The 12,580-nt window shown below is 61.5% G+C and carries 11 protein-coding genes; 6 read left to right on the top strand and 5 right to left on the bottom strand.

Annotation, left to right across the window (positions count from 1 at the left end):
- Positions 1 to 169 precede the first annotated feature (169 nt).
- The 6 genes from A7X77_RS21320 (at position 170) to A7X77_RS21295 (ending at position 8,559) form a co-directional block, all read left to right on the top strand.
- The gene (locus tag A7X77_RS21320) at positions 170 to 550 is read left to right on the top strand and encodes an endonuclease domain-containing protein (RefSeq protein ID WP_064684834.1); all 381 of its coding nucleotides are present in this window, start codon (positions 170 to 172) and stop codon (positions 548 to 550) included.
- Positions 547 to 1,476, top strand: coding sequence for an ABC transporter permease (locus A7X77_RS21315; RefSeq protein ID WP_064684833.1), 930 nt, complete (start codon positions 547 to 549; stop codon positions 1,474 to 1,476). The genes A7X77_RS21320 and A7X77_RS21315 overlap by 4 nt, the downstream gene beginning before the upstream one ends.
- A complete protein-coding gene (locus A7X77_RS21310; RefSeq protein WP_064684832.1) occupies positions 1,473 to 2,600 on the top strand; it encodes an ABC transporter permease in 1,128 nt (375 codons plus the stop codon). Before A7X77_RS21315 ends, A7X77_RS21310 begins: the two co-directional genes overlap by 4 nt.
- Positions 2,601 to 2,659: 59 nt before the next feature.
- Positions 2,660 to 3,631, top strand: coding sequence for an ABC transporter substrate-binding protein (locus A7X77_RS21305; RefSeq protein WP_064684831.1), 972 nt, complete (start codon positions 2,660 to 2,662; stop codon positions 3,629 to 3,631).
- A 398-nt stretch (positions 3,632 to 4,029) separates the two neighbouring features.
- A complete protein-coding gene (locus tag A7X77_RS21300) occupies positions 4,030 to 5,220 on the top strand; it encodes an efflux RND transporter periplasmic adaptor subunit (RefSeq protein WP_064684830.1) in 1,191 nt (396 codons plus the stop codon).
- Positions 5,221 to 5,232: 12 nt separating this feature from the next.
- Positions 5,233 to 8,559, top strand: coding sequence for an efflux RND transporter permease subunit (locus A7X77_RS21295; RefSeq protein ID WP_064684829.1), 3,327 nt, complete (start codon positions 5,233 to 5,235; stop codon positions 8,557 to 8,559).
- A gap of 104 nt (positions 8,560 to 8,663) precedes the next feature.
- On the opposite strand, the gene ureG is transcribed toward A7X77_RS21295, so the two are convergent.
- The 5 genes from ureG to A7X77_RS21270 form a co-directional block, all read right to left on the bottom strand.
- Entirely contained in the window at positions 8,664 to 9,275 is a 612-nt protein-coding gene (gene ureG, locus A7X77_RS21290; protein ID WP_064684828.1) for an urease accessory protein UreG, read from the bottom strand.
- An 83-nt stretch (positions 9,276 to 9,358) separates the two neighbouring features.
- On the bottom strand, positions 9,359 to 10,030 hold the full coding sequence (locus tag A7X77_RS21285; protein WP_064684827.1) for an urease accessory protein UreF: 672 nt from the start codon (positions 10,028 to 10,030) through the stop codon (positions 9,359 to 9,361).
- Positions 10,031 to 10,036: 6 nt separating this feature from the next.
- Complete coding sequence (gene ureE, locus A7X77_RS21280; protein ID WP_064684826.1) at positions 10,037 to 10,618, bottom strand: urease accessory protein UreE; 582 nt, start codon at positions 10,616 to 10,618, stop codon at positions 10,037 to 10,039.
- A gap of 84 nt (positions 10,619 to 10,702) precedes the next feature.
- Complete coding sequence (locus tag A7X77_RS21275; protein WP_064684825.1) at positions 10,703 to 11,566, bottom strand: GGDEF domain-containing protein; 864 nt, start codon at positions 11,564 to 11,566, stop codon at positions 10,703 to 10,705.
- Positions 11,567 to 11,896: 330 nt separating this feature from the next.
- On the bottom strand, positions 11,897 to 12,568 hold the full coding sequence (locus A7X77_RS21270) for a TIGR02117 family protein (protein WP_064684824.1): 672 nt from the start codon (positions 12,566 to 12,568) through the stop codon (positions 11,897 to 11,899).
- Positions 12,569 to 12,580: the final 12 nt, after the last annotated feature.

The following is a 12,580-nucleotide window of genomic DNA, read 5'->3' as shown; positions in this document are numbered from 1 at the left end:
CGTGTTGCCGGAAAAGACCCCTCCCCAACCCCTCCCCACAAGGGGGAGGGGCTTGAGCGTCGAGCTCGCCGCCGGCCTTGATACTCTTTCGCGCCGGTCGCTGGAGAACTCGGCGAGCGCCCCAGGTTTGCCCCTCCCCCGTGTGGGGAGGGGTTGGGGAGGGGTCTAGATGCCACATTCGAACATCACCCCAGAAACCCGCGAAACCGCAAAACGCCTCCGCCGTGAACTCACAAAGGCAGAGGCCGCCATGTGGGATATGCTTCGAGATCTCAGGCCGTATGGCGCCCGGTTCAGGCGCGAAACGCCGATCGGCCCCTATATCGCCGATTTCGCCTGGCTTTCAGCAAGACTAATCGTCGAAGTCGACGGTGATAGCCACGAAACAATTGCCGGCCGCCGACATGATTTTGTCCGGGACGCGTTCCTGCGCAATCAAGGTTTCAACGTGCTGCGCTTCGACAACGCTCAAGTGTTGGACGGCCCCGACTACGTGTTTTTGACTGTCGAAAAACACGCCGCTCCGTTTTTGAAGGAGCGCGTAGCGTGAAACCCGACACCCTCAAAGACAAGATCGTCCCCGTCACCACCATCCTGCTCGTCCTCATCGCCATCTGGTATGTCGCCGCGGTCCTGATGAACGCGCCGTTCCAGCGCGACATGGACGGTCGCGCCGGTGCCACGCCGACGACGATGGAATTCATCGGCAAGACGCTGGCGCAGCCGAAACCGATCCTGCCGGCGCCGCATCAGGTGGCACAGAATGTCTATGAGAACACCGTCCTGCGCAGCCTTTCGAGCAATCGCAGCCTTGTCTATCACAGCTGGGTGACGCTCTCCTCGACTCTGCTCGGCTTCGGCTTCGGCATGCTGCTCGGCATCCTCCTTGCCGTGCTGATCGTGCACAACCGCGCCATGGACCGCTCGCTGATGCCGTGGCTGGTGGCGAGTCAGACCATACCGATCCTCGCCATCGCGCCGATGATCGTCATCATCTCCTACAATGTGCTGACCGGCGACAATGCGCTGGCCCATCTCCTGAACCTCGATTCCGACGCCTCCCGTCTGGTCTCCAAGGCGCTGATCTCCACCTACCTCTCCTTCTTCCCCGTCGCCGTCGGCATGGTGAAGGGATTGCGGTCGCCTGAGATCATGCATCTCGACCTGATGCGTACTTATTATGCGAGCCCCATGCAGACCTTCTGGAAGCTGCGCGTCCCGGCATCGATCCCCTTCCTCTTCACCTCGATGAAGGTCGCGATCGCCGCAAGCCTCGTCGGCGCCATCGTCGGCGAACTGCCGACCGGGGCCGTCGCCGGCATCGGCTCGAAGCTGCTTGCCGGCTCCTATTACAGCCAGACCATCGATATCTGGGCGGCCCTCGTCGCCGGATCGCTGCTGGCGGGCATCCTGGTTGCGATCGTCGGCCTTGCCGCCAAGATCGTCGACCGCGCCATGGGCGGGAGGCCGGCATGAGACATCTGACCTTCTCCTGGCAGGGCGTAACCGCCCTCCTCCTCTGCCTTGCAGCGCTGATCACCCTGCCGCTCCTGGCCGACGGCGCGGCGCAGCCCTTCACCGACGGCACCGCAAGCCTCGTCTTCACCATCGTTATCGCCGCCGCCCTGCTGTCCTTCGCGCCGCAACCGCTGGCCTACCGCGCCACCGTGCTGTTCATCGGCGCACATGGCGCCGCCTGGATGCTGCTTTCCGCTCTCTCCGGCAACGAGGGCATGGCGACGCGGGCTTTCTTCCTGCTGCTCTTTTCCTGCTGGCTGCTGGCTTGGCGATGCGTCACCGAGCTATCGAAACAGCAACCCGTCACCGCCTTCGGCAAATCGACGCTCCAGCTGCTGATCCCGGCGATCTTCGGTGCCTGGATCCTTATCCTCTGGGAGGCGGCAACGCGCGGCGCCGGCATTCCTTTCATCATCCTGCCGCCGCCGAGCGCCATCGGCGCCCGCATCATGACCTCCCTGCCGATCCTCGGCGACGACGTCAGGCAGACGATCTTCAAGGCGGTCCTGATCGGTTATGCCGCCGGCTGCCTTGCCGGTTTCGCCGTCGCCGTACTGGCTGACCGCATCACCTTCCTGCGCCGCGGCCTTCTGCCGATCGGCAACATGGTGTCGGCCCTGCCGATCATCGGCGTCGCTCCCGTCATGGTCATGTGGTTCGGCTTCGACTGGCCTTCGAAGGCCGCCGTCGTCATCATCATGACCTTCTTCCCGATGCTGGTGAACACCGTCGCCGGCCTTGCCGCCTCCGGCAGCATGGAGCGCGATCTGATGCGCACCTATGCATCGAGCGATTGGCAGACGCTGCTCAAGCTCAAGCTTCCGGCGGCCATGCCGTTCATTTTCAATGCACTGAAGATCAACTCGACGCTGGCGTTGATTGGTGCCATCGTTGCCGAATTCTTCGGGACGCCGATCGTCGGCATGGGCTTCCGCATCTCCACCGAGATCGGCCGCATGAATGTCGACATGGTCTGGGCGGAAATCGCCGTTGCGGCGCTAGCCGGCTCGATCTTCTATGGCGTCATCGCCCTGACGGAGCGGGCGGTGACATTCTGGCATCCGTCTATCCGTGGTGGCTAGGCGCGCGCGGGCTTCGCAAACGGGGTCCGGGCATAACTTCAGAGGGTAAGGACAAGAAAATGAAAAAGTTGATGGTTGCAATGATGGCGGGCGCGATGACGCTTGCCGCCGCGCACGCGATGGCTGCTGACAAGGTGGTGCTGCAGCTGAAATGGGTCACGCAGGCCCAGTTCGGCGGCTATTACGTCGCCAAGGACAAGGGTTTCTACAAGGAGGAAGGTCTCGAAGTCGACATCAAGCCGGGCGGTCCTGATATCGCCCCCGAACAGGTGATCGCCGGCGGCGGCGCCGATGTGATCGTCGACTGGATGGGCGGCGCTCTGGTTGCCCGCGAAAAGGGCGTTCCGCTCGTCAACATCGCCCAGCCTTTCCAGAAGTCGGGCCTGCAAATGATCTGCCGCAAGGACGGCCCTGTTAAGACCGAGGCCGACTTCAAGGGTCATACGCTCGGCGTCTGGTTCTTCGGCAACGAGTACCCCTTTTTCGCCTGGATGAACAAACTCGGCCTGTCGACCGACGGCGGTCCGAACGGCGTCACCGTGCTGAAGCAGAGCTTCGACGTGCAGCCGCTCGTCCAGAAGCAGGCCGACTGCATCTCGGTCATGACCTATAATGAATACTGGCAGGCGATCGATGCCGGCTTCAAGCCGGAGGAACTGACGGTCTTCAACTATACCGAGATGGGCAACGACCTCTTGGAAGACGGCCTTTATGTGATGGAAGACAAGCTGAAGGATCCGGCCTTCAAGGAGAAGATGGTCAAGTTCGTCCGTGCCTCGATGAAGGGCTGGAAATATGCGACCGAAAACCCCGATGAAGCAGCCGAGATCGTCCTGGACAATGGCGGTCAGGACGAAAACCACCAGAAGCGCATGATGGGCGAAGTCGCCAAACTCGTCGGCGACGGCTCCGGCAAGCTGGACGAGGCGCTCTATGCCCGCACAGCAAAGGCGCTGCTCGACCAGAAGATCATCAGCAAGGAGCCCTCGGGCGCCTGGACGCACGACATTACCGACGCTGCTTCCAAGTAATCGCGCCAACATTGCGAGGGAAACGCGCGGGGAAGATCTCCGCGCGTTTCGTATTTTTCCTACTTGCACGAAAAATCACCCTGCAACTGTCGCATTTGTCCGGCGTCAAACGTCATTGTGGTAGAGGCAGGATCAATCATCGTCATGCTCGCATAACCCTTCGGTGATTGATTCAGGTTCTGATGGTAACTATTATCGGCTCATGGGAATTGTTTTCTGCCGGGCTTGCATATCGAGCAAATCGATACCAATTAGAAGCCGATTTGCCGATGAGGGATGAAGACGGCAAATGATGTGCGGATACCCTTGAGAATGCAGGAAAGGCAGTGGCCTGGTCGCGAGCTGAAGGACAGACGCGCGAGTTCGGCCAACCTTGTTACAGGATTGGACGACGACGCATGGCACGCAAGCCGACCAGAATTCTAGGCGCATCCACCCTTTTTGCAGCCGCGCTTGCTGCATCCACCGGATTTTCGCAGGAAGCGCCGGTGGCAAAGCCGCAGCAGAACCTGCCGGCGATCGTCGTCACCACGGCAGTGAACCGCACGCTTGTCGATCGCGTCATCGGCACTGGAACGGTCAAGCCCGTCGAGGAAGTCTATATCCAGCCACAGGTCGAGGGCCTGTCGATCCGGACGCTGAAGGCCGATGTCGGTGACAAGGTTCGGGCCGAAAGCACACTGGCGACGCTCAACGACGACGCGCTGGTCCTGGAAAAGAGCCAGATGATGGCGACGAAGGCCAAGGGCGAGGCAAGCCTTGCCCAGCTGCGCGCCCAGCTCATCGAGGCGCAGGCCAATGCCGAACAAGCAAGGCAGCAGCAGGCCCGCGCCCAGGAAATGGGCAAGAAGGGCACGGTTTCCACAGCCCAGGTCGAACAGGCCGACGCGACCGCCGCCGCCGCCAATGCCCGCGTCGTCTCCGCCGAACAGGCGATCGAGGTCGCCGAAGCCGATCTGAAGGTCTTCGACAGCCAGATCGCCGATGCCGATCTGAAGCTCGCCCGCACCGATGTGAAGACGCCGGTTGCCGGCGTGGTTGCGGCAAAGAACGCCAAGGTCGGCGCCATTGCCGCCGGCAACGGCGATCCGCTGTTCACCATCATTCGTGACGGCGATATCGAGCTCGTGGCCGAAGTCGCCGAAAGCGACATCGTCAGGATCATGGCCGGCCAGAAGGCGACGATTTCGCTTTCCGGCAGCCGCGAGAAGCTTTCCGGCGCAGTGCGCCTGGTGTCGCCGACCATCGATCCGACCACCCGCCTCGGCCTCGTTCACATCTCCATCGACGATGACAGCAAGGCGCGCTCCGGCATGTATGGCAGTGCCGAGATCATCGTGCGCGAGACCCAAGGCGTATCGCTTCCCCTGACCGCGGTCTTGACGAGCAATGAAGGCTCGTCGGCCCGCAAGGTCGAGGATGGTGTGGTAAAATTCGCCAAGATCGAGACCGGCATCCAGGACGGCGCCTATGTCGAGATCGTCAATGGATTGAAGAGCGGCGATGAGGTCGTGGCCAAGGCGGGCGCCTATGTCCGCGACGGCGATCACATCACGCCGGTGCGTGAACAGCCCTCGGCTTCCAACTAAAGAGACCATCCGATGAATTTTTCAGCCTGGTCCATTCGAAATCCGATCGCGCCGCTGCTGGCCTTCTGCCTGCTGATATTCATCGGCATCCAGTCCTTCAACACGCTGCCGATCACCCGCTTCCCGAACATCGACGTGCCGCTGGTCTCGATCAGCGTGACGCAGAGCGGCGCTTCGCCGGCCGAACTCGAAATGCAGGTGACGAAGGAGATCGAAGACGCGATCGCCTCCATCACCGGCATCGATGAAATCCAGTCGACGGTGACCGACGGCAGCTCGCAGACCAACGTCATGTTCCGCATGGAAGTGCCGACGGAACAGGCCGTGCAGGACGTCAAGGACGCGATCGATCGCATCCGCAGCGATCTGCCGGCGACGGCCGAAACGCCGATCGTTACCAAGGTGGACGTCGAGGGCCAGGCGATCCAGACCTTCGCCGTTTCCTCGCCCGCCATGTCCCTCGAAGAACTCTCCTGGTTCGTCGACGATACGATCAAGCGCGCCCTGCAGGGCCAAGCCGGCATCGGCCGCGTCGACCGTTACGGCGGCGCGGAGCGCGAAGTGCGCATCGAACTCACTCCCGCCAAGCTCGATGCCCATGGCATCACCGCCGCAAGCGTCAACCAGCAGCTGCGCGGCACCAACGTCGACCTCGGCTCCGGCCGCGGCCAGGTGGCGGGTAGCGAACAGGCGATCCGCGTCCTCGGCGATGCCCGCAATGTCGCCGAACTCGCAGACACGACGATCGCGCTGCCGAACGGCCGTTTCGTCAAGCTCTCCGACCTCGGTGTCATCAAGGACACTTATGAAGAACCGAAATCCTTCTCGCGCTTCAACGATACGCCTGTTGTCACCTTCGGCGTCTTCCGTTCGAAGGGCGCCAGCGAGGTCAGCGTAGCCGAAACCGTAGCGCAGAGCCTCGACAAGGTCAGAAGCGAAAACCCGAATGTGAAGATCGAGATGATCGACGATTCGGTGTATTTCACCTACGGCAACTACGAAGCCGCCATCCACACGCTGCTCGAAGGCGCTATTCTCGCAGTCATCGTCGTCCTCCTCTTTCTCCGGAACTGGCGCGCGACCCTGATCTCGGCGATCGCCCTGCCGCTGTCTGCGATCCCGACTTTTTGGGTCATGGACATGATGGGCTTCTCGCTGAACCTCGTCAGCTTCCTGGCCCTGACGCTGGCGACCGGTATCCTTGTCGACGATGCGATCGTTGAAATCGAGAACATCGCCCGCCACATCAAGATGGGCAAGACACCCTACCGCGCGGCGATCGAGGCGGCGGATGAAATCGGCCTTGCCGTCATCGCCACCACCTTCACCATCATCGCCGTCTTCGTGCCGGTTTCCTTCATGCCGGGCATTCCGGGCCAGTACTTCATCCAGTTCGGCCTGACCGTCGCCTTCTCCGTCTTCTTCTCGCTGGTGGTGGCACGCCTCATCACCCCGATGATGGCCGCCTATCTGATGCGCGCCGAAGACGGTGTCGACGACCATCACGACAATGACGGTCTGCTGATGAAGGGCTACACGCGCCTGATCCGCGGCACGACGGGGCATAAATATTCGCGATATCTAACGTTGTTTGCGGCGATTGGCTTCCTCGTTGGTTCCGTTGTGCTGCTGATGAAGGTTCCGGGTAGCTTCCTGCCGCCCGAAGACGCCTCGCGCATCGTTCTCTCCGTCGAACTGCCGCCCAACGCACGGCTCGACGACACCGAGAAGACAACGAAAGCGATTTATGACAGGGTCAAGGACATCAACGGCGTCGAAAGCGTCTTTGTCCTCGGCGGCGCTTCGCCGAAGGGCGATCTCGAACTGCGCCGCGCCACCATCACGCTCGCGCTCCACAAGCTCGACCAGTCGCTGATCAAGAAGGTGGTCAACGACGTCTTCGGCGATATCCCGGTCATCGGACCGATGCTGCCGAAGGTGGAAGTCCACGGCCGTGAACGTCCGCAATGGGACATCGAAAAGGAAGTCTTCGCCAAGCTGCGCGACATTCCCGACGTTCATATCCTGAAGCTCAACGACCGCGGCGAACGCGATCTCGCCTTCAATTTCCTTTCCAAGAACGAAAAGGACCTGAACGACGCGGTCGGCATCTTGGAATCGAAGCTCCGCGCCGATCCGTTGCTCGCCAATGTCAGCGCCGACGGCGCGCTGCCCCGTCCGGAACTGCAGGTCTACCCGCGCAAGGACGAGGCTGCCCGCCTTGGCATCACGCCGCAGCAGATTTCCGAGACGATCCGCGTTGCCACCATCGGCGATGTCGACGCGGCGCTCGCCAAGATCTCGCTCGACGATCGCCAGATCCCTATTAGGGTCCAGGCGGCGGTCGACATGCGCCGCGACCTTGCAGCCATCCGCGCATTGAAGATCCAGACCGCCAGTGGCGGCACCGTTCCGCTATCGAGCGTCGCCAACATCGACTATTCGGAAGGCGTAAGCTCGATCAAACGCAACAACCGCAACCGTGTCGTCTCTATCGGCTCCGATCTGCCGCAGGGCGTGGCGCTCGACACAGCCTCGGCCCGCTTCCGCGAGATCGTCAAGGCGGCCAACATTCCGGCCACCGTGCATCTTGCCGAAAGCGGCGATACGAAGGTGCAGACCGAGATGCAGCAGAGCTTCGTCAACGCCATGTTGATGGGCCTGTTGCTGGTGCTGACGGTGCTGATTCTCCTCTTCAAGGACGTCATCCAGCCCTTCACCATCCTGTTCTCGCTGCCGCTTGCCATCGGCGGCGTCGCAGCAGCTCTGATCATCACCAGCAATCCGCTGTCCATGCCCGTCATGATCGGCATTCTGATGCTGATGGGTATCGTCACCAAGAACGCCATCCTGCTCGTCGATTTCGCCATCGAGATGCGCCATCAGGGCATGGCCCGCGTCGAGGCCATGGTCGAAGCCGGCCGCAAGCGCGCCCGGCCGATCATCATGACCTCGATCGCCATGTCGGCAGGCATGCTGCCTTCGGCGCTCGGCGTCGGTGAAGGCGGCTCGTTCCGCGCGCCGATGGCGATCGCAGTGATCGGCGGCATCATCGTCTCGACGGTGCTTTCGCTTGTCGTCGTGCCCTCGTTCTTCCTGATCATGGACGATCTCTCCCGCCTGCTCGGATGGATGTTCGGCCGCATGGTCGGCAGGAAGGACGAAGAGGAGCTGCCCCTATCGCCCGAGGATCTCACCCGCGTGACCCGCGAGAACCGCAGCGATATCGATGCGCTGGACGAGCGCCTGACGGCGATCGAAAAGCCGGAAGGCAAGCGCAAGAATGTCAAAGGCAACGACACCAACGTGCTCCGGCTACCGCCGTTTGCGGCGGAGTGAGCAAAGCCCAAGGAAAAGCAAACGGGCCGGGAGCGATCTCCCGGCCCATTTGTTTTGTGCATCTTGCTACCGGCGGTGGTTTCGACCGGCGGCGGCTTGACCGCTCAGAGTCCGCCCTGCTCCCTGAGGAAATTGACGATCGAACTGATGCCGTCGCCGCGCTTCATGTCGGAGAAGACAAACGGGCGGCTCGCGCGCATGCGCGTCGCATCCCGGTCCATTACCTCGAGATCGGCGCCGACATAGGGCGCCAGATCCGTTTTGTTGATCACAAGCAGATCTGAGCGGGTGATGCCGGGCCCGCCCTTGCGCGGGATTTCCTCGCCCTGGCAGACGGAGATCACGTAGATGGTGATATCGGCAAGATCCGGCGAAAAGGTCGCCGCCAGATTGTCGCCGCCGGATTCGATGAAGACGACGTCGAGATCGGGAATGCGCTCGTTGAGGCCGGCGATCGCCTGCAGATTGATCGTGGCATCCTCGCGGATGGCGGTATGCGGGCAGCCGCCGGTTTCGACGCCGACGATCCGCTCCGAGGGCAAGGCCTGCATGCGCACCAGCGCCTCGGCATCCTCGGTCGTATAGATGTCGTTGGTGACGACGGCGACGGAATAGTCGTCGCGCATCGCTTTGCAGAGCTTTTCCGTCAGCGCCGTCTTACCCGAGCCGACCGGCCCGCCAATGCCGACGCGCAGAGGTCCGTTTCTTGATTTCATATGTCTCACTCCAATTGAACCCGATGATAGCGACGCCGCCGGCGCGCGCCACCGTCAAATAACGCAGTTCCCGCGATAACTGGTCACGAGCGGAACAACCGCGTAGCCTGCGTCTCGTGGCGCAGGCTTGCGATATCGGCCTGCACGGTGGCCGAGCCGAGGTCGTCGAGAGTCGAAGCCGCCGCCCGCCGGGCAACCTCCACGATATGCTCTTCGAGGTCGGCAAGGACGGCAACGCCATCTCTCTGCCCGGCAACGCCGAGGCGGATACCAGACGAAACCGCTTGCGAGGCATAGGCGTGCAGGAAGATTGCGAGCACCTGCTCGGACCTTATACCATGCGCACCGGCAACCGCGCCCACCGCGACGGGATAAGCGGTCTTGCCGGGCAGCCTCTCGAATACTTCGTCCGGCCAAGCCCGGGCCGCCGCGAGGAAGGCATCACCGAGCAGCATGGTTTCCTGATGGCGCTCACGCGATCCTGCAAGAGCCTCGGCCAGAGCGGCGGTTTCGGCAAGGCGCGCGACATCTGCCTGTTGCCTGTGGCTCTCGGCCAGAAGCACCGCATCATTCCAGACGGCACCATGGCCGATCAGCGTGCCGATCCAGTTTGCAAGCGAAGCCGCATCGATGACGAGCCCATCGGCCACTGCCCGCTCCAGCCCACCCGAATAGGCGAAGCTGCCGACTGGAAAGGCCGGCGACAGCCACGCCGTCAGGCGCAGCAATGCCTGCAGTTGGCGATCCCCTGTCATCGCGCCTCAATCGTGCTTGTGGCCGTGATGATGCCCGTGACCGTGGTCGTGATCGCAGCTGTGATCATGGCGGTGGTCATGGCCATGCGCGTGTCCGTGATCATGTCCATGATCATGGCTGTGAGCGGCATGGCCGTGATCATGCGCATGGCCGCCATGGGAATGATAGGCTCCGCGCGCGGGTTGAAAGGGCTCATCGATCTCCAGCACGGTGGCGCCGAGGCCCTGCAGCATCGAGCGGATGACATGGTCGCGCAGGATGACGATGCGGTCTTCCTCGATCTGGGCGGCAAGATGACGGTTGCCGAGATGCCAGGCGAGCTCGACGAGATGCGTGCGGTCGCGTCCGCGAATTTCGAAGAGTTTCTCGTCGGCAGCCAGAATCTCGATCAACTCCCCATCCTCGCGCACCAGCAGATCGCCATTGGCGAAGAGCACCGGATCCTTGAGATCGAGCATGACCATCTCGCCATTTTCCAGATGCAGCAGCTTGCGGCGCAGATGGCGCAGATCGTGCGGCAGCTTGACCTGGGCGGTCGGATGAGAGGACGGGGTACCGGCGGGAAGATAAGAAGTTACGCGCTGCATGATATGTCCGTTTTGCTGAGACGAACATGCAAAATAGTCTTTCCCGATGCAAGCACCAATGGCCTTTTGTTCGGACCGGGGCTTTTATATCCCGCAAGCCTGCATCACGTTGTCGCTCTCGGCTCCCCTGCCCTTGGCATCGAGGCCATTATCGACGAGCCCGTGCCAGGCATGATGCAGGCCCTCCCGTTCGTGCACGACGCGATTGCGCCCGAGCGCCTTGGCGAGGTAGAGCGCCCGGTCCGCCGAAGCATACACCGCCTGCTTGCTGCGCCCGGCGGCCAGATCGGCAACGCCGCCGGAAACGGTGATGCGGATCTCGTGGCCCTCCGCCGCGATGGCGCCGCTTGCGATCCGGGCTCGCACCCCTTCGATGCGTTCCATCCGCACCTCCAGCGGCTCGCCGGAGACGATGACGCCAAACTCCTCTCCACCCAGCCGTGCAATAACGGACATGTCGTCGAAGGCGGACATGAGCGTGGCCGAGACTGCAGTGATGACGGCATCGCCGCAGGCATGGCCGAAACGGTCGTTGATCGCCTTGAAGCGGTCGACGTCGAAAATGACAAGCGAGGCATTTCCCTCGGTTTTGTCGAGCGCCTCCGTGAAGGCGCGGCGGTTCAAGAGGCCGGAGAGCGTATCCGTGCGGCTGAGCTTTTCGAACTCCGCGCGCGAAACTGTCAACTCATGCATGGTAAACCCAGCGGTCAACGACAGCATGCCGCAAACCGTGCCGCCGACAAGCCAGGAAAAAACGGCACCGAAGCCCATCGCATGCGAAAGGCTCACCGGCAGCAGCCCAAAAAAATCGAGTGGCGGTATCGTCAGCGCGAGGATGGCGCCTGAAAGAATGACGGCAAGAAAGCTCATCCTCAGCGCAAAGAGATAGACGTTCCTGCGATATTGAAAATCGCCGAAACCGGCCTGCAGCGACATCCAGCTTCTCATGAGAATCGACCTTCCTGCCCGGGCGTTTCACGGCATTGATAAGTGCTCAATTGCTGCGGGTGTCTTAATCGACTCGTTAAAATTGGAACGATTTTGGACGATTTGACGGACAGATTTTTTCTAGCAGGGGATGCAAACATCCGATCCCTGAATGGGACACGGCGGGCAGACGCTGAAATAATTGATAATAAACGCTTTTTTTCACTTGGTCGGCGTGCGTGTTCCAGAATGGTTTTACCTGGGGAAAACGCCGGTTCCTATCGATTTTTACAACCAGATGGGGAGTCCCGTTCACAATTCCGTATACACCGAGACCGGTCCGCAGCTGCGTCAATTGTAGACACCGGCGGATAATCGCAATGATTGTGGAAGCGGGTTCCATAAGCCGGTTCGAAGCCCTGCCGAACGGAGTGCTGCGGCAGTCCAGGTGTTGCAGCCGAATAGGGCGTTGAAATATCCCTTGGCCTCGAAGAACCGGTCGATCTCGCCGTAACCTGCGTTTGAGATCAGCTTCACCTCGCCCGCATCGCGGACAAAACTATCCGAGATGAAATTGCGCAGCCGCGCCAATTGTTCGTCACCGATATCGAAGGCCATAACGGCTGGCTGCGGCTCGGCAATATGACCGGCGAGATCCACGTGCAGCACCGAACGGTCGATCGTCAGGGCCCGCAACACCGGCATCGGCTTCAGCTCCGACCAGGACGGCGTTTCCAGATAGAAGGCGCGGCCACCCCAGCCAATGACGAGCCATTCCGCATTCGGATGGCCGAGCGGAAAACCGGGATCGTCGAGGAAGGAAAAGGCGGCCCGCGTCTCCTCGTCGAGCGGAATGGCAATATCCGTATGGATCGGTCCCGACAGAAGCAAAATCCGGTGGGTCGCCGCCGCGGACGATGCTTCGACCGGTGCAATCAGCGGCCGGGGAATGAAGGTTCCGGCCGTCGCCAGAGCAACGAGCACCAATATGATCCGCAACAGCCAGCGGATGCCTGTTTTCATTGGAACCGTCCG

Source organism: Rhizobium bangladeshense, assembly GCF_001662075.1.
Lineage (GTDB): Bacteria > Pseudomonadota > Alphaproteobacteria > Rhizobiales > Rhizobiaceae > Rhizobium > Rhizobium bangladeshense_B.
This window is presented reverse-complemented; position numbering and strand designations above follow the sequence as displayed.

Excerpts from the sequence above, each read along its gene's own strand:
- ureE (WP_064684826.1), bottom strand. The coding sequence starts at position 10,618 with ATGCAGCGCGTAACTTCTTATCTTCCCGCCGGTACCCCGTCCTCTCAT.
- A7X77_RS21275 (WP_064684825.1), bottom strand. The coding sequence starts at position 11,566 with ATGAGAAGCTGGATGTCGCTGCAGGCCGGTTTCGGCGATTTTCAATAT.
- ureG (WP_064684828.1), bottom strand. The coding sequence starts at position 9,275 with ATGAAATCAAGAAACGGACCTCTGCGCGTCGGCATTGGCGGGCCGGTC.
- A7X77_RS21270 (WP_064684824.1), bottom strand. The coding sequence starts at position 12,568 with ATGAAAACAGGCATCCGCTGGCTGTTGCGGATCATATTGGTGCTCGTT.
- A7X77_RS21285 (WP_064684827.1), bottom strand. The coding sequence starts at position 10,030 with ATGACAGGGGATCGCCAACTGCAGGCATTGCTGCGCCTGACGGCGTGG.
- A7X77_RS21300 (WP_064684830.1), top strand. The coding sequence starts at position 4,030 with ATGGCACGCAAGCCGACCAGAATTCTAGGCGCATCCACCCTTTTTGCA.
- A7X77_RS21320 (WP_064684834.1), top strand. The coding sequence starts at position 170 with ATGCCACATTCGAACATCACCCCAGAAACCCGCGAAACCGCAAAACGC.
- A7X77_RS21310 (WP_064684832.1), top strand. The coding sequence starts at position 1,473 with ATGAGACATCTGACCTTCTCCTGGCAGGGCGTAACCGCCCTCCTCCTC.
- A7X77_RS21295 (WP_064684829.1), top strand. The coding sequence starts at position 5,233 with ATGAATTTTTCAGCCTGGTCCATTCGAAATCCGATCGCGCCGCTGCTG.
- A7X77_RS21305 (WP_064684831.1), top strand. The coding sequence starts at position 2,660 with ATGAAAAAGTTGATGGTTGCAATGATGGCGGGCGCGATGACGCTTGCC.